The sequence below is a fragment of the Tahibacter aquaticus genome, from assembly GCF_004363655.1.
GTDB lineage: Bacteria > Pseudomonadota > Gammaproteobacteria > Xanthomonadales > Rhodanobacteraceae > Tahibacter > Tahibacter aquaticus.
On sequence record NZ_SNZH01000025.1, the window covers coordinates 1 to 20,787 of the forward strand.

The 20,787-nt window shown below is 63.0% G+C and carries 22 protein-coding genes; 12 read left to right on the forward strand and 10 right to left on the reverse strand.

The genetic code is table 11. The annotated features are described in order from the left end of the window. Positions 1-598: 598 nt before the first annotated feature. From DFR29_RS26820 to DFR29_RS26840, 5 genes are all read left to right on the forward strand, one after another. Positions 599-3,334 (forward strand): S8 family serine peptidase, encoded by a 2,736-nt coding sequence (locus tag DFR29_RS26820; protein WP_166654374.1) that lies wholly within the window; start codon positions 599-601, stop codon positions 3,332-3,334. Positions 3,335-3,786: 452 nt separating this feature from the next. Beyond that, the gene (locus DFR29_RS26825) at positions 3,787-4,644 is read left to right on the forward strand and encodes a phage integrase N-terminal domain-containing protein (protein WP_243746195.1); all 858 of its coding nucleotides are present in this window, start codon (positions 3,787-3,789) and stop codon (positions 4,642-4,644) included. A gap of 218 nt (positions 4,645-4,862) precedes the next feature. Further along, entirely contained in the window at positions 4,863-5,132 is a 270-nt protein-coding gene (locus tag DFR29_RS26830; protein WP_133821722.1) for a ribbon-helix-helix domain-containing protein, read from the forward strand. Between the two features lie 5 nt (positions 5,133-5,137). After that, positions 5,138-5,431 carry a type II toxin-antitoxin system RelE/ParE family toxin gene (locus tag DFR29_RS26835; RefSeq protein ID WP_133821723.1) on the forward strand — a complete coding sequence of 98 codons (294 nt, stop codon included), beginning with the start codon at positions 5,138-5,140 and terminating at the stop codon, positions 5,429-5,431. A gap of 530 nt (positions 5,432-5,961) precedes the next feature. Further along, positions 5,962-6,141 (forward strand): hypothetical protein, encoded by a 180-nt coding sequence (locus DFR29_RS26840; protein ID WP_133821724.1) that lies wholly within the window; start codon positions 5,962-5,964, stop codon positions 6,139-6,141. A 421-nt stretch (positions 6,142-6,562) separates the two neighbouring features. On the opposite strand, the gene DFR29_RS26845 is transcribed toward DFR29_RS26840, so the two are convergent. The 5 genes from DFR29_RS26845 to DFR29_RS26865 form a co-directional block, all read right to left on the reverse strand. Beyond that, a complete protein-coding gene (locus DFR29_RS26845; RefSeq protein WP_133821725.1) occupies positions 6,563-6,820 on the reverse strand; it encodes a hypothetical protein in 258 nt (85 codons plus the stop codon). A 93-nt stretch (positions 6,821-6,913) separates the two neighbouring features. Beyond that, complete coding sequence (locus DFR29_RS26850) at positions 6,914-8,203, reverse strand: tyrosine-type recombinase/integrase (protein WP_133821726.1); 1,290 nt, start codon at positions 8,201-8,203, stop codon at positions 6,914-6,916. Positions 8,204-8,308: 105 nt separating this feature from the next. Beyond that, complete coding sequence (locus DFR29_RS26855) at positions 8,309-8,551, reverse strand: hypothetical protein (protein WP_133821727.1); 243 nt, start codon at positions 8,549-8,551, stop codon at positions 8,309-8,311. After that, entirely contained in the window at positions 8,551-9,921 is a 1,371-nt protein-coding gene (locus DFR29_RS26860) for a sensor histidine kinase (protein ID WP_133821728.1), read from the reverse strand. Before DFR29_RS26860 ends, DFR29_RS26855 begins: the two co-directional genes overlap by 1 nt. A 244-nt stretch (positions 9,922-10,165) precedes the next feature. Further along, on the reverse strand, positions 10,166-10,555 hold the full coding sequence (locus tag DFR29_RS26865) for a hypothetical protein (RefSeq protein ID WP_133821729.1): 390 nt from the start codon (positions 10,553-10,555) through the stop codon (positions 10,166-10,168). An 82-nt stretch (positions 10,556-10,637) separates the two neighbouring features. Between DFR29_RS26865 and tcdA the strand changes: the two genes are divergently transcribed. Continuing rightward, on the forward strand, positions 10,638-11,444 hold the full coding sequence (gene tcdA / locus DFR29_RS26870; protein ID WP_133821730.1) for a tRNA cyclic N6-threonylcarbamoyladenosine(37) synthase TcdA: 807 nt from the start codon (positions 10,638-10,640) through the stop codon (positions 11,442-11,444). 91 nt (positions 11,445-11,535) lie between these two features. Further along, entirely contained in the window at positions 11,536-11,766 is a 231-nt protein-coding gene (locus DFR29_RS26875; protein WP_133821731.1) for a DUF6116 family protein, read from the forward strand. Here DFR29_RS26875 and DFR29_RS26880 read toward each other — a convergent pair. Next, positions 11,751-12,560, reverse strand: coding sequence for a TatD family hydrolase (locus DFR29_RS26880; protein WP_133821732.1), 810 nt, complete (start codon positions 12,558-12,560; stop codon positions 11,751-11,753). The genes DFR29_RS26875 and DFR29_RS26880 overlap by 16 nt on opposite strands. Positions 12,561-12,652: 92 nt before the next feature. On the opposite strand from DFR29_RS26880, the gene DFR29_RS26885 reads away from it, so the two are divergent. Next, complete coding sequence (locus DFR29_RS26885; RefSeq protein ID WP_133821733.1) at positions 12,653-13,636, forward strand: glycosyltransferase family 2 protein; 984 nt, start codon at positions 12,653-12,655, stop codon at positions 13,634-13,636. Positions 13,637-13,681: 45 nt separating this feature from the next. Here DFR29_RS26885 and DFR29_RS26890 read toward each other — a convergent pair whose 3' ends face one another. The 4 genes from DFR29_RS26890 to ygfZ form a co-directional block, all read right to left on the reverse strand. Then, positions 13,682-14,866, reverse strand: a complete 1,185-nt coding sequence (locus DFR29_RS26890) for a magnesium transporter (protein ID WP_133821734.1) — start codon at positions 14,864-14,866, stop codon at positions 13,682-13,684. Positions 14,867-15,051: 185 nt separating this feature from the next. After that, on the reverse strand, positions 15,052-15,489 hold the full coding sequence (locus DFR29_RS26895; protein WP_133821735.1) for a cell wall hydrolase: 438 nt from the start codon (positions 15,487-15,489) through the stop codon (positions 15,052-15,054). A 487-nt stretch (positions 15,490-15,976) separates the two neighbouring features. Beyond that, positions 15,977-16,825 (reverse strand): phosphate/phosphite/phosphonate ABC transporter substrate-binding protein, encoded by an 849-nt coding sequence (locus tag DFR29_RS26900; RefSeq protein WP_133821736.1) that lies wholly within the window; start codon positions 16,823-16,825, stop codon positions 15,977-15,979. A 75-nt stretch (positions 16,826-16,900) separates the two neighbouring features. After that, on the reverse strand, positions 16,901-17,722 hold the full coding sequence (ygfZ, locus tag DFR29_RS26905; protein WP_166654375.1) for a CAF17-like 4Fe-4S cluster assembly/insertion protein YgfZ: 822 nt from the start codon (positions 17,720-17,722) through the stop codon (positions 16,901-16,903). 186 nt (positions 17,723-17,908) lie between these two features. Here ygfZ and DFR29_RS30240 point away from each other — a divergent pair, with 186 nt between their 5' ends. From DFR29_RS30240 to sdhA, 4 genes are all read left to right on the forward strand, one after another. After that, the gene (locus DFR29_RS30240; protein WP_243746196.1) at positions 17,909-18,079 is read left to right on the forward strand and encodes a DUF1674 domain-containing protein; all 171 of its coding nucleotides are present in this window, start codon (positions 17,909-17,911) and stop codon (positions 18,077-18,079) included. Positions 18,080-18,166: 87 nt separating this feature from the next. Next, positions 18,167-18,562: a succinate dehydrogenase, cytochrome b556 subunit gene (gene sdhC / locus DFR29_RS26915; protein WP_133821738.1), complete on the forward strand. Its 396-nt coding sequence runs from the start codon at positions 18,167-18,169 to the stop codon at positions 18,560-18,562. Continuing rightward, on the forward strand, positions 18,559-18,948 hold the full coding sequence (sdhD, locus tag DFR29_RS26920; protein ID WP_133821739.1) for a succinate dehydrogenase, hydrophobic membrane anchor protein: 390 nt from the start codon (positions 18,559-18,561) through the stop codon (positions 18,946-18,948). The genes sdhC and sdhD overlap by 4 nt, the downstream gene beginning before the upstream one ends. 4 nt (positions 18,949-18,952) lie before the next feature. Continuing rightward, positions 18,953-20,779 carry a succinate dehydrogenase flavoprotein subunit gene (sdhA, locus tag DFR29_RS26925; protein WP_133821740.1) on the forward strand — a complete coding sequence of 609 codons (1,827 nt, stop codon included), beginning with the start codon at positions 18,953-18,955 and terminating at the stop codon, positions 20,777-20,779. Positions 20,780-20,787 lie beyond the last annotated feature (8 nt).

The window sequence follows — 20,787 nt, forward strand, 5'->3', positions numbered from 1 at the left end:
CAGAAGCCGAGGCACGCTACTACGCAGCAATCCGCGAGTCCGCCATGACGGCGTGACTCACAATCCGGAGTCTCCGGGAATCTCGGGGCGGTTCAGTTGCTGGATCACTTCGTCATCGGTGGCGTGGACGTCATCAGCATGGCCGAGCGAGGGTTGATGTAGTGGTACAGCAGGGGGAAGCGAGCTTCCCCCTGCTTTGTATGTCAGGCTTTGCAGTGTCGTTCCAAACCATGACGGGCCTTCGAGCTGCTGCGCTCCATACTCGACAGGATGCACGGCAGATTGCCCCTTCGACTAAACTCCAAGCCGGCGTTAACAGTATTTTTACATCATAATTTTATGTTCCTGAACAATGCTGAGTGCGCCTCGGCGGGCGCCGACTGTCACCAGGGAGACATTCATGTTACCAAGCTGGATACGCACGGTTATCGTTCTCGTGCTGCTTGTCGTTGCATTCCCGAGCAGTGCATACGTACTACCCCCTACGCTCATCCCTCCAGCACCTCGCGCTGAGGACGTGGTTGGGTTTGAAATTCCGTATGGCGAATGCGACCTGTTCTACGGGTCTGAAACGCCGATACCTGTCACGCAGAGCGGCATGACCATCAAAGCCGTTGTGCCAAGCATCCACCAGACCAATATTGCGTTTTGCCTGTTTGGCAACGGTGTCGCGAGATATCAGACAAGAGCGTTCCCCCCAGGTGCTTACACGTTCCAGATTGACCGCACCTACACCGGGTTTCTGGGTAATCAAATCGTCGAAACGATTGCGGCGATCCCGTTTACGGTGACGGGTTCGCCACCGCAGGAAGTGCCTATCCCGGCGCTAGGCGCTCCTGCGCTTGCCCTGTTGACGCTCGGGCTGTTCCTCCTCTCGCGTAAGCGACTTGCACCTTTCCTGTGCTTGGCACTTTTGCTGACCGGACAGGACGCAAGCGCACAGACCTACGCGCCCAACGTCGTGCAGCTTCTGGTACGGGCCGATGTCGGCGATCCCAGTTCCGATGATGTGCTCAACTACCTCAACAGTAGCCCTAGGTCGCCCAAGCCGCCTATCGCGAATCTGGACGTGGGTAACCCCACGGGTGCGCGCTATCTTCTTCAACAGCGCGCCGAAGGTGATTTCCTCGATTACCTCAACGCCAATCCGCAGTCATCGCGTGCGAAGCTGGAGCGTTATCTCATCGTCGAGTATCCGACGGGAACGAATCTGACGACCGTTATTTCGACGCTCAGTGCTGAACCGCAAGTCCTCCACATTTCAAAGCCGCTGCCAATTCGATTCTCATCGGCGGTGCTCATTGGCTACGGTTTCGGTGGTGAACCGCCGCTCACGCTTGCGACGCCCGACCAATATGCGCGCGTGCAGCTCAACATTGATAGTGCGTGGGCGCGGGCGGGTGGATACGCGCTCGTCGGCCTTGCGGACAATGGTCTTGCGACGACTCACCCCTCGTTGCGCCAGTTTTCCGCGACCGGGCAGTACCTGGGCGGTAACTTCATTCCAGTGGCGTCCTATGACATCGGGAGTCGGCCTGTGGCAGATGACGCGAACGTTGATGAAGCTGAGCCTTCCGTTACCTTTGGCGGCAATGGCTGTCCCCATGACGGCAACGGCCATGCCGTCGCCTCTTACGCTGGGCATGGCACCCATGTCGCCGGCTTGGTTGCAGCGAACAGCGACGGGCAGATTAAGGGGACGTGCAAGAACTGCGGACTCGCGATGTTCCGAGTCTCACGATACGTTTGCGCGGCCCCGCCGGTCACCGATGTGTTTCCCGACGTCAACAGCGAGCAGATTCCTGCGGCACTTACGTATCTGACCGACCTAGGTGTGCAAGTGCTCAATCAAAGCTTCGGCTTCCAAGCCCCATACACTGATCTATGCTACTCCGCTCCTCAAGAAGCCTTTTGTGTTGCGCTTGCTCATGCCGCCTCGAAGCAGGTCATGATGGTGGCGGCATCGGGTAACTGGCGCCAAGAGATTGACTTCCCGGCCAGCGATTCCCGTGTGGTTGCCGCCGGAGGAATTCAGGAGAGCCACACGCTATGGGACGAGTCGCCAGGAACCCTGACGAATTGCCCACAGGTGGGGTCGAATTCGGAATGTGGGTCGAACTATGCCAAGGCGCCAGATCCATCGAACGAGCGTGCGGACCAAGAGCTCGTCGCGGGTTCGGCTCGCATCTGGTCGTTGACCTATCCGAACATGACGTGGAACCCGATCATCAAATGCGGCGATAACTACCCCGGCCCAGGCTACGCAGGCGGCCAGGGGCTCTGCACTGGCACATCTATGTCTTCGCCGGAGATCTCCGGTGTTTCGGGCATTCTGCGTTCAGTGAATCCGCTTGTTGCCCCGTCCACCCCCACGGTTGTTTCGGGACAGGGCGGTATCCGCACTGTGCTAGCACAGAACACCTACCAGGCACTGGCCGGCATTCCGAAGTCCAATCAACTCGGCTTTGGCTACCCGAATACCGAAGCGGCGGTAAAACGCATGCTTGGCAAAGTCGCCGGTGCGGCCATCAAGAACCGTGTCACGCCGCTTTTCCGGATGAAGAGCACGGGGGCGAGTGACTACGCGGATACGACGTCGCCGCAGTTTGCGCTTGCGCTTCGCTACGCTGTGGCTTCGTATACCTCGGACGGTCCGACAGTTCCCGGTTATTCGGCGTTCCCTTATGAGGCAGGCACTACACCGCCGCCCATACCTAAGGCCGCCGCCTATGTGCTGACGACTGAATACACGCCACGCGCGAGCTATCCGCCTCTCCGACCGCTTTACATGATGAGCAAAGGGCGTGTCTGGCCATCGGGCTGTAATCCAGACGTCCCGCCGTGCGTTGTAAATGCTGCCGACTACACGCTGATGGCCACGGTCTCGGACGTCGAGCAAGCCCATGCCGGCGGTTACGAGCTGCGCACGATTCAAGGCTACGTGTATTCGCCCTGTAGCCCGGAGCCGAGCTGCATCCCGCCGGGTGCTCAGAAGCTGTGGCGGGCTTGCAAGACCGCGGCCTCGGATTGCGCTGTGTTCTTGGAGAGCGAACGCTCTACGTTCGAAGCCAATGGATACACGAGTGCTTATCCGGCAGCCTCAAGCAAGCTGCTTGGTTACGCGTACGGCTCTACCGATAGCGACGGTGATGGATTGGTCGACGGGTTCGAACACGTCGTAGGGACCAACCCGCTGATGAGCGATTCGGATGGCATAGGATTTGGCGACGCGATGGCCTTCCCGATGGTCGGGCTTCAGGTATCTGACCCATGCTTAGGTGCAGGCTCGGTTAACTGTCCGGGCGAGAAGATTTTCGCGAACGGCTTCCAGTAACCACGACCGAGCGGAAAACACTCCCGGTCGGAACTGTCCGCCGGGAGTTTTCTTCTACAGACACGGACATGTCGCTCCAGGAAGGGCATTCACTATCGTTTCTCATGTCGCTTTGCTATCACTTTTGCTCAATTGTGCATTTTGCGATTAGTCGGTATTTCTTAGATACCTTATTTCCGTTTCACAACCCATCGGAGGTCTACTAAGACACGCTATCGGGCCGCTTCGCGGCAGGCGTGGTGCACCTGGACGCACTAATCAAGAGAACACAAAGCCGCGCAGCAGCGCGGCGCAGTGGTTCGTGCAGTGCCTACCGGCACGGCGACCACCGCCTCGTTTGAGGCACTAAGCAATTGCCCTTGCGCCCTATCCGGGCGGTGGGCGTGCCTACGGGCACGCTCCCGGCATCAACACTAAACAGAAGAGAAAGGGCCAAGCGATTGGCCGCGTGTTTGAAATTCGAACTGACGATGCTGTGCCGACGTAATCGGGACGGCAGCAAGGCAACGCAGGCGGGTCGCCTGCAGGTGCTACGCCAGGTCGCGGATGAATTGAAGGCTTTAGGGTTCGGGCGGATGGGCGCACGGTCGCTGAAGCCCAAGCACGTTGATGCGCTGGCGCAGCAGTGGCAGGGCGATGGCCTCGCCGCTGGCACGCGCAAGAACCGTATGGCTGCCCTGCGATGGTGGGCCGAAAAGGTGGACAAGTCCGCCGTCATCGCCCGCGACAATACCGTTTACGGTATCGAGGCCCGCGAGTTCGTCGCCAAGGGCTCAAAAGCCATCCAGGCCACCCAGGAAGCCCTTGCCCGCATCGAAGACCCCCATATTCGTTTCGCCCTACGCCTGCAGGCCGCTTTCGGCCTGCGCCGCGAGGAAGCGATCAAGTTCCGCGTTTCCTACGCCGACCAGGGCGACCATATCCGGCTGCGTGGAAGCTGGTGCAAGGGCGGTCGACCGCGCACTGTGCCAGTGTTTACACCCCGACAACGCGCCTTGCTTGTCGAGGTGCGCCGCCTTGCCGGCGATGGCTCGCTCATTTCTGGGCACCTGCGCTACGTCGATCAGCTCCAGCGTTTCAAGTTCGCCACCAGCAAGGCGGGGATTTCGAAGACCCACGGCCTGCGCCACCACTATGCGCAGTGGCGGTATCGCAACCTGGCAGGCTGGCCGGCACCGGCGGCCGGTGGGTCGGGCCTGCGGCAGCTCACGCCAGCGCAGCGGGTCATAGACCGGCGCGTCCGGCTGCAAATCTCGGCCGAGCTGGGCCACGGCCGCGAGGCCATCACAACCGTTTACCTGGGGCGGTAAGCGATGGCACGGAAGTCATACCGCAGCCATAGGCAGCTCGGCGAGGCCAGCCCCTTCGGGCCAGTAGCCGCAGCTCTCTGTATCGTCCTGGCACTTGTTGCGCCCTGGCTACTGTTAGCTATGGGTATCGCTAAGGCCTTGAAATGGCTCGTCGGCTGACCTTTTCCCTTGACTTAGGTAGTCATTTTTCCTACTTTTTGATATAGGAGGTAGGACGAATGGCCACCAAAATTCAGAAATTCTCTCTGGCGTTCACGCCGGAGCATGCAGCCGCGATGCGGGGTGCCGTAGAGGCTGGCGAGTACTCGACGCATAGCGAGGTTGTTCGCGACGCCATGCGCCTTTGGACGGAACGCCAAGCCCAGAAGCGGGCCGCGATCGAACGCATTGGCAAGCTGTGGGATGAGGGCGTTGCCAGCGGAAGCGCGGGCGTAATGGACATTGAGGCCGTCATCGGGCGCGCCAATACAAGGCAGAAGAAAGACTAGGCTGCATGGCGCAGGTGTTTTACACGGTACAGGCTGATGCTGACCTGCTCGACCTGTGGGAATACATCGCCCAGGACAATCCCGCTGCCGCAACCGCGCAGCTGCGTCAAATCGCGGCGAGCTGCCAGACGGTAGCCGACATGCCGGGTATCAGCCGGGCACGCCAAGAAATCCGCCGCGGCTTACGCACTTGGCCGATAGGCTCTTATCTCGTTCTTCACCGGGACGTTCCCGGCGGCATCGAGGTCGTACGTGTCATTCACGGCGCCCGCGATCTCGATGTATTGGATTTCGACTAGCCACACAAATCAAAATCAGCACTTGTAAATACACGCTGACAGGTGTCGGCGCAGCTGAAAATTCGGTCAGCAGAGCGACCGAAATTATCAACTAGCGAATATGCGAAAGGGATCACGCTGTTCGCGCTGTAGTCACGTCGAAAAATGTTGCTTTGCAGCAAAAATGCGAAGGAAGAAAACTGAAATATTTGCAACAATTTCAATCACTTGAACGCAAAAAAGGCCCGCTTTTCAGCGGGCCTTTTAAAGCTCGAAATGATAGCACTAGTTATGTTTAATTCTCAAAGCTTCCAAGATTCACTCCGCCCACAGATACTGCGCGAGCGTAGTCGATAGGGGTGGACAGCGTCCCCTCATTCTTCGCAGGAGCGAGGGACGCCGTCCTTTCGACGAGGCAGGCCTACGGTTGAGGATTGGCCTACCAGGGACGAATGGCGAAACGGAAAAAAGTATACTTGTAACAACCTAAGGCCTCCGCACGCCTGGGTCAAGAGAATTCTCGACCTGGTAACCACTGTCGGAGGGCCTGTATGGCCAAAGGCAAACGCCCGAAACGCGCCCGGAGCAAGAGCGCGCGTAAACCGCCGAAGATCCAGCTTAGCGGCGGCATTGGTAACAAAATGGGCAATGGAAGCCCGGGAAGTAGCGACTGGACGCCGTGGCTCAGGTTGCTTGTTGAGCTCGCCATCCGCATCTACTTCGCACCTTGACAGAAACCAAGCCGCCAGCCAGAGGCTGGCGGTTTTTTCATGCCTGCAATAGTCCATCAGCATCGTCGCAAGGTGCGATACGAACCGCGACCCCATCGCTAGCACATTGGGCATTGCGCACCGTTGGCTCGTCTCGCGAAAAGGAAGCTAGCCCGCAACATGCGAGCATTTCCCCTCTCCGCTGGAAACACCGGAACCCAGTTTCCGGGCCTGACATACGGGTGCAGCCGAGCGACGCCTCGGGTCTGCTATGTATGCGCGAGACGGATCATTGCGCCGTCTTTGAAAGATTGCAACCCCTTCCCCATATATCCAGCATCCGGAGTGCTGCCCGCAGTAAGTTCGGCAACGATGGGATGCTTGGCTTCGAAAGCATACCCAGCTTCTTTCGAGCATTGCTGTACGGATTGTCTAATACAGGCTAAATGTCGTTGCCTAGCCGTCGCACGAAGTCCGACTTGGGCGTTAGTGCGATAGCCCATTGAAAGAGCCAGAACTCCAGCCCCGTGACATCCAGGTACTGAACGAACCGAAAGCTCGGCGTGGGCTTCTTCGGATGGGAGCAAGCAAAGCGGTCGATTTCCTTGCGCCAGCGGCGCAATCGACCCTCAAGCAAGGGCAAGCGACGCAGGAACGCATCGAGGCTCGATGCGTTAAGCATCCTGCGTTGCCCAGCCATCCCCGATCCAGAGCGCGCCAGCGGCGCGATCGGTGATGCCCGGGTGCGAGAAGATCGGCAGCACATCGAGCTCGATGTGCCTACCTTGCCGATCTAACCTCGTTTCTTCTTCGGCGCAATGCGCTGGCGCGCCCCAGCGGCAGCCACCACCTTATCGCCGGCTTCCTTGGCGGCAACAGCCGGCTCGACAGGCTCCCAGCCGCCCATGCCCATCAATACGCGGTCAGCGTGCTTGATGGTGTTTACGTGGCCGTAGTGGTCTTCAATCATCTTGACCGAGGTGCCCATCTGCTCGGCAAGGAAATACACGTCCACCCCCTCGCTGAGGCGGAAGGTCGCGTAGGTATGGCGGAAGCAATAGGTTGAGCGATTAACGCCGTTCGCGCCATCGCGGAGATCCGCTTCAATCAGCAGGTCTTCCACCATCCCTGCATAGAGCGTCATGGCTGGCGCGCCCTTGATCGTCGTGAAAACGCGGTCATCCGGTGCGGTTGCCTTGGAAATGGCGCGGACACGTTCGAGATAGTCGAGCACGCTCTTCGGCGCGACCAGGTTGCGCGACTTGCCCTTGCCCTGGACGAACAGCACGACGATCTCGCGACCTTCTCGGTCTTTTGCGGGCCTGACGTCCCGCCAGCGAAGGTTTTTCGCCTCCGGCGGACGCATACCCGTATTGCACATAATGAGGATGAAGTTGTAGGCAACCGTGCGATACCACAAGTTTGTCGATTTGCTCGCTCTCGCCACCCATGCGCGTCCGACCGTATGCAGCTTGCGGTATTCCTCTAAAGTGAACTCGTCGCGCCGCATCGTCTTGAGCTTAGGCTTCGCGAAGCTCAGGCTCAGGCTCGCCGGAACGAAACGTTTTTTAACGGCAAAATTCATCACCGCAGCCAGGATCGACATTTCAGTGCTGATTGTCGCGTCGCTGATGCGCTTGTCACGATAGCGACCGACACCATTCTGACGACGCCAGCCGGGGTAGTTATCCCAGGTTTCCTGACCGATTAGATGCACCTGCGTCGAGCCGACATAGGCTTGCAACGGACCATCGATCGTCGCGCGCACCTTGCGCGGTCGGTCTTTGCTGATTTCGCCCCGCAAAGCCTTCAATTCTTGCGCCGCCACGTAGTCCTTGGCGACTGCCGAAAACGGTCGATTGAACACCGGAACATCGTGTTTGAGTCGAAAGCGTACGTCCGCGTCGTAGTCGAATGCCTTTTCGCGCGCAATGCCTTCGCTTTCAGTCTTAAGGGAAAAGGTCTTGTACCGATCTTCTTTCGGGAGCTTTACCCGGCAGTACCACCGCCGGTGCTGTACATCCGAGCGGCGGAAGATCACAAGGCCCGGTTTGAGCTCTTGCTTGTCGGTCACGAAGGCCATGGGCTACCCCTTTCTGTGCAGATTCCGTGCAGAACTTCGCCGTAAGTACTTGATCGGTCGTTGCTGTGCAGGGCTTGTGCAGGGGATTATATCAAAAAATATCGTTTACTTACGGATATTTAGGAGTACCTCGTCTCCCCAGCGGTAGAGCCAGCCTCCACCGGGCACCGGACGGCTGCCGGCACTGCCGAGCGCGGCCAGGGCCATGCGCGGCGAGCTGAACGGTCGCAGGTGCAGCATGGGATCGAGCATCAGGGGGACGACGTCGAGGTATTCCTCGTGGTCGTCGACCAGGACTGTGGTGGTGGGAAAGTAGAACGGCGGGATCGCGCTGGCGCCGGGTTGCATCAGTTCTCCCTCCGTATCAGGTCGGGAAAGACGATCGTGAATTCGGTGAATTCGCCGAAGGTAGAGCGGCAGATGATGGTCGCACCCATGCGTTCCAAAGCCATGCGCACGAATGAAAGGCCGACGCCGAGGCCGGTACTGTAGTCGGTGGCGCTGGAGTAAAAACGTTCGAAGATATGCGGCAGAACGTCGGGCGGAATTCCCGGCCCGGTATCGTGGCAGACCACACGTTGTCCTCCTTCGTCGGCGTGAACGCTGAGGACGATATTACCTTTGCCCGCCTGGCCTGTGTGGAATAAGGCATTTTTTATCAGATTAAACAACACGTGCACGAGCAGCAGGCGCGAGCCGTTGAAGGCGAAATCGTCGCAGATGCCGACACTGACACGGCTACGCTCGTGCTGCGAACCGAACGGGTAGCGCTCCAGCGCTTCCAGTACGCAATCGCGCGCGGAAATGCTCTCCAGCTGCAGCGAGCCTATCGGTCGCGCGGCCACCAGCAGCATGTCGATCACCGTATTGGCGTGCTCGACTTCGCGGCCGATGGTGTCCATCGCCTTGGACAGGCGGCCAAGCTGTGATTCGCGCAATTCCGGCACCGGCAGATCGGCCGCAACGGCGGCGCGGTGCGAATCGGCCAGCAGCGGCAGGAAACGGTCCACCGCCTGGGTGGCAATGCGCACCGAGGCCAGCGGCGTGCGCAATTCGTGCGCGATGTTGTTGGTCGCGGCGATGATTGCATCCAGGCGCGCCTGGTTGCTGATGCTGTGGGAAATACTGAAGACCGACCCAGAGATCAGCGCGAAGGCCCAGACCGCCGAGTAAGACAGCAGGGCGCCGCCGTCCAGCGGCGCGAACGGCCATAGCGCGTAGACGAGTACGGCGAACAAGGTGCCGACGACGCTGGTCACGAGGAAGCTGACCATGTCGAACAGCATCACCATGAGAAACACCGACAGCAGATGCGACAGCTGCCATTCCGGCTGGTGGCTGTTCTGCAGCAGCATGTAGGAAAAGAAGAACGGCAGGGCGAAGGTCATCGCCAGATACCAGTACAGCGGCAGCCAGGCGCGCACGCGGTTCGGCCAGTAGCTGACCAGCATCAGCGGCAGGAACAGCAGTGAACCGAACAGGCGCAGGCCGAGGTTTTCGTAGGGCTGCGGGATGATCAGCGCCCAGACCACCCAATAGGCCGGAAAGCCGAATACGCCCAGCGCGCCCATCCAGCGCATCTTGGGCTCGGAATAGCGCGCCCGGGTGAAGATGGCTGTCTGGAAGCGCAGCCACAGGCGGCCCAGTCGCCACAAGGCCAGTTTGGGCAGCGCATACAGCCGCCGCCGGGCAGAGGAAAGGGCGTCGCTGGCGTTCATGCGCGCCCGGGTGGATCGCCGTCGGTGCTTCTATACATGGCCGATGCCGCCGCGGATACAGCTTCGATACTAGTGGAATTGCGCCGATATGGGCGAGTCCGCAACGGCCTGGTCGAGGCTGGCACGTACGCGCACTCGGGTTGCAGCGGAACGGGCGAGCGCGGGACGCCGATGTCCCGTCTGCTGTTCAGGTTGCACCTTTGTCGGCGTTGTGCCCAGCTTTCGATCCGCGGGTTTCTGTCGTTCACCGATAGTCGCGGTGGCACCCTTCGCAGGCCTCGCGGATCTGCTGCAGCGGCGCGTCCAGCCCCTGGCAGTCGGCCGGCGGCTGTTGCGCCCAGCGCTGGCCGAGGTCGGCAAACTGCTTGGCCTGGGCAAAGAAGTCGGGTACTTCGCCGGGTTGCGAGGGCCCTATGTCGACGGCAGTCTCGGCCAGACGGCGCAAATGCAAGGCCATGACGGCGGGATCGCACTTGCCGCTGCGTTGCAGCCGGCGCAGTTCGGCCTGATGCTGCTGCAGCACGGCCATCACGCCGCGCGGCCAGGCGTTGCGCTGGTGCAGGGCATTGGCGGCGCTGAAGGCGATGAGCGCGCCGATCAGGGCGCCGGCAAGCAGGATCAGCAAGGAGCGCATGGCGGTACCGCGCAAAACGGCGAGCATAGCCCAGCGTCGGTAGCGGCTGTAGCGTCCACGACCGCACTGCTAGAATCCGCCGATGTACGAACCTTCTATTGCGGCCCGCTTCGGCGGCGTCGACCGGCTGTATGGCCGCGGCGCGCTGGACCGTCTGGCCCTGGCCCACGTGGCCGTGATCGGCCTGGGCGGCGTGGGATCCTGGAGCGTCGAAGCCCTGGCCCGCAGCGGCATCGGCCATCTGACGCTGATCGATGCCGACGACATCTGCCTGTCCAATACCAATCGCCAGCTGCATGCGCTGGAAGGCAATTTCGGCCGCGCCAAGGTGGCTGTGCTGGCGGAGCGCGCAAAGGCCATCAACCCGGCCATACAGGTCACGGCAATCGAAAGCTTCGTCACGCCGGCCAATCTGGCCGAGCTGCTCGACGGCGGTTTCGACCTGATTCTCGACGCCTGCGACAGCTTCCGCGTCAAGGTCGAGATGATTGCCTGGTGCCGCCGGCGCAAGCAGGCCCTGCTCGTGGTCGGCTCGGCCGGCGGACGCGTCGATCCTACCCGTATCCAGGTGCGCGATCTGTCGCGTACCGAGCACGATGCGCTGCTGTCGCTGGTGCGCAAGAAACTGCGCCAGGATTTCGGTTTCCCGCGCAATCGCGAGCGCTATTTCTCCGTGCCGGCGGTATTTTCGCTGGAGAACGTGCGCTATCCCCAGGCCGACGGCAGCGTCTGCGGCACGCGGCCGGCCGATGCGGCGGAAGGTTTCCGCCTGGACTGCGGCGCCGGCCTCGGTGCGGCCATGCATGTGACGGCGGCGTTCGGCCTGGTGGCAGCGGGCAAGGCGATAGAGCGGCTGCTGGCGTCACGGCCGGGCGCTTCCGCAGCATAGGGTTCACATTGCTGGGTCTTGCGTCGCCCACGCTAGCGCCCCACATTGCGCAGGCGGGCAAAGTGGCTCGCGCGCGAGGGGAAATACGGCAATGACGGGTTCGCTGCGTTCGGTGGTGTTCGGACCACTGCTCGGCTTTGCCGAGCGCTTGCGGTTTCCGCGTCTGCTGGCCTTGACTGCGACGCTGTTCGTGATCGATCTGTTCGTGCCCGACCTGGTTCCGTTCGTCGACGAAATCCTGCTGGCTCTGGTCACCTTGCTGCTGAGCCGCTGGAAGAAGCGCGTGCCGGAACCGCCGCCGCTGCATCAGCGCAACGGCTGAGGGAACAATGGCTTGGCGCGGCGGCCGAACAGCTGCCGCGCATTGTCGCGTATCGCCGCGGCGATCTGCTCTCGCGGCTCCGCACGCAGGGCGGCAACGACATCGAGAACAGCGGCCACGCTGGCCGGTTCGTTGCGCTGGCCGCGCTGCTCGGCCAGCGGCTGATCGGGTGCATCGCTTTCCAGCAGCAGGAATTCCAGCGGCATCTGCGTGACGAGGCGACGCAGGCGATGGGCACGGGAATAGCTCAGCGGCCCGCCTATGCCAATAAAAAACCCCATCTTCCACAATTGTTCGGCCTGCTCGATGCTGCCGGAATAGCTGTGCACCACGCCGCGCAAGCCGCCTGCGGCACGCAGCGAATGAATGACTTCCTCCACCGCGCGGCGCGCGTGCACGATCAGCGGCAAGTCGAACTCGCGCGCGATATCGAGCTGGCCGCGGAAGAACAGGCGCTGCAGCTCCGGCTCCAGTCCGTCGACGAAATAGTCCAGGCCGCATTCGCCGACGCCGACCGCATCGCCCTGGCGCAGGCGCGCGCGCAGTTGTTCCAGATGTTCGGGACGGTGCTCGGCCAGAAACAGCGGATGCAGGCCATAGGCCGGCAGCAGGCCGCTGTCGCCGGCACAGAGCTGCGCCAGGGCCGGCCAGTCGGCGGCGCGGATGGCCGGGATCACTTGCGTGGTAACGCCGGCGGCGCGGGCGCGGGCGATGACCTCGGCGCGGTCGGCATCGAACTCCGGCGCGTCCAGGTGGCAGTGGCTGTCGACCAGATTGTCGAAGAGGGCATCCATGCCGTCGAGTCTGGCCGTTGCGCCAGCACGGCTGCAAGCACAGCCGCGAGTGCGTCGGCTAGACTGCGGTGTTTTCGACTGACCCTGGCGCAATGAATCCGCCCAACGACTTCGCGCTGAGCATATTGCTGATCGCCTACCGCGCCGCCGACACCATCGTCGCGGCGATCGACGCGGCGCTGGCGCAGACCGTCGCCTGCGAAATCATCGTGTCCGACGACTGCTCGCCCGACGACACCTTTGCCGTCGCCCAGCGTCACCTGGCCGGCTATGCCGGGCCGCACAAGGTGATCGTGCGGCAGAGCGAAACCAATCGCGGCATTTCGCGTCACCTGAGCGAGCTGGCGGCGCTGGCGCAAGGGCGCATCTTCATCATCATGGCCGGCGACGACATTGCACGCCCGCGCCGTGCCGCGGCCACGCTGGCGGCGTTCGAGGCCAACCCCGAGGTCTACGCACTGGGATCGATAGTCGACGAAATCGACATGCAAGGCCGTCCGCTGCGCCAGGGCGTGCGGCATATGCCGGCCGAATTTGGCCTGGAATATTTCGCCCGCGCCGGCCGCCTGGTCACTTTGCTGGGGGCCAGCCTGGCGCTGCGGCGCGAAGTGTTCGACCGTTTCGGCCCGCTGCGCGGCAGCGCCGAGGACAATATCCTCAGCCTGCGCGCAGTATTGCTCGGCCGCGGCCTGTGTCTGGACGAGGCGCTCATCGACTACCGGCAGAATCCCGACGGGCTGGGCAACTGGATCTTCGCTCGTCACGACGACTCGCCCGAGCGCTTCCGCCGCCGCTACGAGCGCACTGTGCGCATGTATCGCGACGTTGCCGAGGACATCGCCGCGGCATTGGAAAAACTGCCCGATATTTCAACGCAGCGGCGGGCGCTGGCACAGCAGGTCATCGCCTTGTACCGCATCGAGGCAGACGCGCGCAGTGCAATTCTCGACCAGCCGCGACGCGCCTGGCTGGGGCCGATCTGGCGCGGACTGTGTCAGCCCGGCCTGCGCCGCAAGAGCGCCGAACGCGCGTTGAAGCTGCTGCTGCCGCGGCGCTGGTTCGGTCTGCGCAGCTGATCCTTCGCCTTGCGCTGTCCTGCATGACGGGATGCCGCATCGCTGCTACATCACCAGCCAGGCCGCCAGGCCCAGAAACAGGCCCATGCTGACCACATCGGTCGCCGTAGTCAGGAAGATGCTCGACGCCGTGGCCGGATCGGCGCCCAGGCGCTTGAGCAGCAGCGGCACCGCAGCGCCGGCCATGCCGGAAATGGCGCAGCTGCTGGTCATTGCCACCCAGGTGATCAGGGACAGCAGCCAAGGCTGAGGGTGATGCTGCATCGTTGCCATGACGTACATGGCAATGGCGGCGACCACGCCGGTCAGCGCGCCGTTGACCAGGCCCAGCAGGGCCTCCTTCGCCATCAGCGCGCCCGCCTGGGAGCTGCGCACTTCGCCTAGCGTCATGCCGCGCAAGGTGACGGCGAGCGATTGGCAGCCGGTATTGCTGCATTGCCCCGACAGCACCGGAATGAAGATCGCCAGCAGCACGATGCGATTGACCGTGTCCTGGAACAGGCCGACCGTGGCCGCGGCGATGAAGGCCGTGAACAGGTTCAGCTGCAGCCAGGGGTGACGGAACTTGAGCGAGCGCAGCCAGGGCGTGGCGGCGCGCTCTTCTTTCTCCACACCGACCATCGCGCCGGCCTGGGCGCTGATCTCGAAGGCTTGCTGCTCGAACAGCACCGAGCCGCGCACCACGCCGATCAGGCGGCCTTCGGCGTCGCAGACCGGATAGACCGGATAGTGCCGCGTCACCACCGCATGCATGGCGTCGATCAGATCCATGTCGGCGCGTAGCGAGAAGGGCGAGGTCAGCATCACTTCGGCCAGGGTGTCGTTGGGATTGGCGAACAGCAGTTCGCGGAAGGCAACCACGCCGACCAGGCGATCGTGCTTGTCGAGCACATACAGATAGGTGATCAGGGTCTGCTTGACCGCCTCGCGCAGGGTTTCCACCGCTTCGTGGATGCGAGTGCCCGGGGCGAAGACCGCATTCGGCTTTTCCATCAGCCGGCCGACGCTGGATTCCGGCCAGGCGCCGTCTTCCAGCCACTGCTCGCCGGCGCTGTCGGCTGCGGCGATGCGTTGGCGCCGGGTCGGGGCGAATTCCTCGAGGATTTCCACCGCCTGGCCCGGATTCAGCTGGGCCAGCACGGCGGCGACTTCCGCGTCCGCCCGATCGTGCAGCGCGTCGGCCGCGGCCTTGGGATCGAGTTCGCGCACGCGGCGCAGCAGCGTTTCCATCGGCTCCCCCCGCAGGGATAGAAAGCCGCGATGGTAGCGTGACAGCGGCGAGGCGCCCACCGCCTGGCGTGAGGGCCGGCAAGCCGGGGGCAGGGCGGGGTTCGAAAACAGGACCGGCGCCACGATGGGCGCCGGTATGGTAACAATAAACTATGAAGCTATTTTTAGTTTTCTATATGTGGTGATCAGTTCAGCGCATAGAAGCGGTGCGGACCGATGACGGCCACCGGACGGCCTATGGCCCAGCTCTGCGGCTCGGCATAGTTGGCGACGAAATGACTGGCGCCGGGCACTACGCGCATGCGCAGGCTTTCCGGCAACAGCCACGTGTTGCGCGCGCCGCTGGCGACTACCCAGGCTTTTGTCCACGCGTCAAAATTGTCAATTTCGTAATTTTTACTCGTAATGGATAACGCAAACTGGCGACGTGCCGTCAGCACTTCACACAGGTTGCTGCCCCAGCGGCCCTGCTCCAGACGGTGCAGGCCGACCTCGGCAACGGCCATCTGGCCGCGAATGGATTCGCCGCGGGCTTCCAGATAGACGGTTGCCGCCAGACAGGTCTGGTCGGCGATGGGTTGCGGCATGACCGAAGTCATCCACAGCAACAGGCCCAGCTTCATGCTCATACCTCCGTGCACACGGTCCTTGCGCGCGCTTGAGGTCGTAAGGCGACCGCCAGGCGTTTCGGGTTTCCGGAATGTCGGTTGCGCCGCCTTCCTAAGCGTGGCGGCGTGGTCGTGCCGGGGCGCATTCCTGGGCAACAAGTGCCCGCGCAGGCTGACGACCGGTTGATCACATCTCCCGCCAACGTAGCGGAAGCGCTTTAACCAGGACGACCGTAGAGAAAATTCCGGCCGTCAAAAACCGCGCGATCCGAACTCATCCGGTTCACGAGATCTGGTTGGTCGGGTCTCCTGACCCGATTCTGGGGTGCGGGAATGGCGACCCGCTGGATTCGGTGAGGCGCACCCTAGCGGGCAATCCGGGTGCTGTCAAACCGCCCGGGTCGCAGTTAACGCGCAGCTAACATGCTGTTCAGCGTGCGTTTTGTGATGAAATTTGCAGCTTTTTGCATATTGCCGGGTTGTTGCAATATGCGCAGCGCCCTTACTGATAGCCGTAGAAATCTTTCAGCATGACCTCGGCCCCTTTGTAGTCGGCCGGGTTTGCAGCGACGAATTTGCTGATGCCCAGCTCGAGCAGAAGGTTGGACAGGGCCGGATCCTGGTCGAGCTTGAGCAGTGCCGCGGCGACCTTGGCGCGGATCGCTTCGGGCACGCCGGGCGCGGCCGAAATGGCAGCGCCGGCGAATTCCACCGAGGTCTTGACCGGGGTGAGGTTGGGATACTGGTCCTTGAGCCAGGTCGGTACCATGGCTGCGGCGGCTTCGCCGGCAAATACCGCTTCGACCGCGTCGCGCCAGGAGGCGGCGGAGGATTCGATATCCGGTTGCTGGATCGGGTTGGGGTAGAAGCCCAGCAGCAGCGAATAGCCCAGGCTGGGGGCGCCCATGCAGACGATCTTGCGTCCGATCAGCGCTTCCAGGCCCTTGTCCTGCAGGTCGACGTTGGTGACCAGGGTATAGCTCTGGCGTTCCGCCGTGCGCACCAGCGGCACGAACTGGAAGCGGGCGATGCGGTAGTCGGCCAGGTGCGCTTCGTCCATGGCGAAGTCGAACTTCTGGTTTTCGCGCAGATCGCGCCAGTAGAAATGGTAGTTCTTCGGCGTGACCAGGGTGAATTTCTCGCCGGTGGCCTTGGCCAGGTACTCGACCAGCGGTCTGTAGACTTCGGCGGCTTTCTGCGGGCCGTAGACGGGCTCGACGACGAAGCTGTAGTCGGCCTGGGCGGCGGCAGTGCCGACGGCACAGGCCAGGGCAAAGGCGAAGCGGACCAGGGAACGGGTCAGGCTGCGGCGGCTGCCGGCCTTCGAGTGGGCGAACATGCGCTGGACCATGCCGAATCTCCCCCGTGAGCTCGACGACACAATAGCCTGAGTATACGCAATCTTCGCGTGCGCATTTCAGGTGAATTATTGCTCTGCTGCGCGGCTCCAGCCGGGCTCGATCGCCTGCAGCCCGGATACGCCGCCGCACAGCAACGGCGTGCCGGCGGCGGCCAGCTCACGCCGCACCGACGCCAGGCTGCGCCAGCTGCCCGAGGGCAGGCGGCAGCTTTGCAGCAGCAGGCCGGCCTCGGCGCCGGATGTGTCGCGCAGTTCGCCGCCAGCGGGTTCCTGCGCCGATTCGAGGCAGGCCAGCACGCGCTTGTCGCCTCCGCCGCGGAAGTGCAGGCGGGCGACGATTTCCTGGCCCGGGTAGCAGCCCTTGCTGTGGCTGATCGCGCCCAGGCGCGCAAATTCCAGCCAGGATGGCAGCAACTGTTCCAGCGCGTGCGTGGGCAGCCAGGGCAGGCCGGCGTCGAGGTCGTGCAGCAGGCCGTCGCCGTCGAGTGCGGCAACCGTCGGCGCGGTGGCCTGCAGCAGCAATGCGCGCTGGCCGGGCAGGGCCAGCCTCCAGCTGTCGTCCGCAGCGGCGGCGTTGTCGCCGGCAATTTCCTGCCAGTGCCAGCCTTGCAGCTGCTGTACCTGCACCTTCAGCCGCAGCACGAACATGCGCAAGGGCGCCAGCAGCGGGGCGGCCTCGCCGCCGCGCAGGGCGAGCAGGTAGCGCGATTCGCCCGCGCGCAGCAGATGAAACAGGCGGCGTACGCGACCCTGCGGATTGAGCCAGGCATTGAGCTGGCTCTGGCCCGGGGCCAGGGCCAGCACGTCGTTGCAGAACTGCGCCTGGGCAAAGGCCGTGGCGTCGGGGCCGCTGAGTTCGATCAGCTCGGGATGGGCGGGATAAGGCACGCGGACACTCCGGCGGCAAAGGGCGAAAGTATGGCAAATGGGCGCGGCGTGCGGCGCTTTCGCCGCGACTTTGGTCGTAACGCCATCGGCGGCGTACAGTAGCGGGGCGGCGATGTTGCATGCTGCGCTGCGCAAGGGTTGTCAGTTACCCCCACCGGCGTTAACCTTCGCGCCGCTTCAAAACCTATGCCCGAATCCACTTCCCAGCCAGTTCCGCCCGAACGCGTCGTGCCCGAGCCTGCGGCTCCAGCACCGACGGACGCTACGTCGCGTCCGCGCGAAATCGGCGGCCGCCAGGGGCCGGAGCCGACCCGCTACGGCGACTGGGAGAAGAATGGCCGTTGCATCGACTTCTGACGGGCGACTGCGGATTGCGCGCAGCGTGCAGGCAGCGGTGGTTGTGCGTCCGGATCGGAATCCCGGTTGGCGTAAAGGATGGCGACCATGCCTCAAGTGGCAAGACCTCGTTCACCGCACCTCGATATCTACCGTTGGCAGATACAGATGGTGTCCTCGATCCTGCATCGTGCCGCGGGCGTCGCCCTTGCCGCGGGTAGCGTGTTGCTGGTCTGTCTGCTGACCAGCCTGGCCAGCGGTCCGGCGGCCTACGCGAAAGTGCAGGGCTTTGCCGGCTCCATCGTCGGCATGATCGTGCTGCTGGGCTTCACCTGGTCGCTGGCCTATCACCTGCTGAACGGCCTGCGCCATCTGCTCGAAGACACCGGCCGCGGCTTCGCCATCAAGACCTTCGTCATGACCGGCTGGGTGGCGGTGATCGGTTCCTTCGTGCTGACCGCGCTGGTCTGGGCCTGCGTGCTGTTGCAGCGGGGTGGCGCATGAGTCGCCCGAACCTGCAGACGCCGCTGAAGCAGGTGCGCGGCCTCGGTTCCGCCCGCGGCGGCACCCATCATTTCATCGTCCAGCGCATCACCGCGATCGCCCTGGTGCCACTGTCGCTGTGGCTGGTCTGGCTGCTGCTCAGCCTGGTCCATCTGGATTACGCCGGCGCCCGCGCGCTGCTCGCGACGCCCTGCCACGCCGTTCTGATGGCTGCCTTCGTGCTGGCCGCGTTCTGGCATGCCCAGCTCGGCCTTCAAGTCGTCATCGAAGACTACGTGCATACGCCGGGGCTCGAGATTGCGCTGCAGATCGCGGTGAAATTCCTCTGCGTGCTGGGCGCCCTGGCCTGCACCCTGGCCATCGTTCGCATCGCCCTGGGAAGCTGAACAAATGCAAAGTTATAAGATTCAGCAGCACAAGTACGACGTGGTCGTGGTCGGTGCCGGCGGCGCGGGCCTGCGCGCCACCTTCGGCATGGCGGCCAAGGGCCTCAGCACTGCCTGCATCACCAAGGTATTTCCGACGCGCTCGCATACCGTCGCGGCGCAGGGCGGCATGTCCGCGGCGCTGGCGAACATGGGCGAGGACGACTGGCGCTATCACTTCTACGACACCATCAAGGGTTCGGACTGGCTGGGCGACCAGGACGCCATCGAATACATGTGCCGCGAGGCGATTCCCGCGGTGATCGAGCTGGAACACTACGGCGTGCCGTTCTCCCGCACCGAAGACGGCAAGATCTACCAGCGTCCCTTCGGCGGCATGACCGTGCGCTACGGCGAAGGCGGCCCGGCCCAGCGTACCTGCGCCGCGGCCGACCGCACCGGCCACGCCATCCTGCACACGCTGTACCAGCAGTCGCTCAAGCACGACGCGCGTTTCTATATCGAGTTTTTCGCGCTCGACCTGATCATGGATGCCGACGGCGTCTGCCGTGGTGTCATCGCCATGGACATGGCCGAAGGCACCATCCACCTGTTCCGTGCCCATTCCGTGGTGCTGGCCACCGGCGGCTACGGCCGCGCCTATTTCTCGGCCACCTCGGCGCATACCTGTACCGGCGACGGCGGCGGCATGGTGTTGCGCGCCGGCCTGCCGCTGCAGGACATGGAATTCGTGCAGTTCCATCCCACCGGCATCTACGGCGCCGGCTGCCTGATCACCGAAGGCGTGCGTGGCGAAGGCGGTTACCTGACCAATTCCAAGGGCGAGCGTTTCATGGAGCGCTATGCGCCCAACGCCAAGGACCTGGCCTCGCGCGACGTGGTGTCGCGCGCCATGACCATCGAAGTGCGCGAAGGCCGCGGTGTTGGCGCCGCCGCCGACCATATCCATCTGAACCTGATGCACCTGGGCGCCGACGTCATCAACGAAAAGCTGCCGGGTATCGCCGAGAGCGCGCATATCTTCGCCGGTGTCGACGTGGCCAAGCAGCCGATTCCGGTGCAGCCGACGGTGCACTACAACATGGGCGGCATTCCGACCAACTACCACGGCGAAGTGGTGCGCAAGGCCGGCGACAACCCGGACACGGTCGTGCCCGGCCTGTTCGCCATCGGCGAAGCGGCCTGCGTGTCGGTGCACGGCGCCAATCGCCTGGGCTCGAACTCGCTGCTCGACCTGGTCGTGTTCGGCCGCGCCGCCGCCAACCGCGCTGCGGAAATCATCAAGCCCGGCACGCCGCACAAGAACTTGCCCGCCAGCATCGTCGACAAGGCCCTGGCCAATCTCGACCGTGCGCGCTACGCCAACGGCAGCACGCCGACGGCAGATCTGCGCCTGCGCATGCAGCGCACCATGCAGGAAGATGCGTCGGTGTTCCGCACGGCCGAAGGCCTGCAGCGCGGCGTCAAGCGCATGCAGGAATGCCATGCGGCCTACAACGACGTGCGCGTGACCGACCGCTCGCTGGTGTGGAATTCCGACCTGATCGAGACGCTGGAGCTGCAGAACCTGCTCGACCAGGCCCTGGTCACCATGGTGTCGGCGGAAAACCGCAAGGAATCCCGCGGCGCCCAGGCGCGCGAAGATTTCTGGACCCACGACGAAGCCGGCAATCTTGGTCACGAAGGCAAGCGCGACGACGAAAACTGGCTCAAGCACACCATCTGCACCGTCGACGACAAGGGCAAGACCGAGATCGACTACCGGCCGGTGCACATGTATACGCTTACCGACGATGTCCAGGTCGTGCCGCCGAAGGCGCGCACTTACTAAGAAGGGAA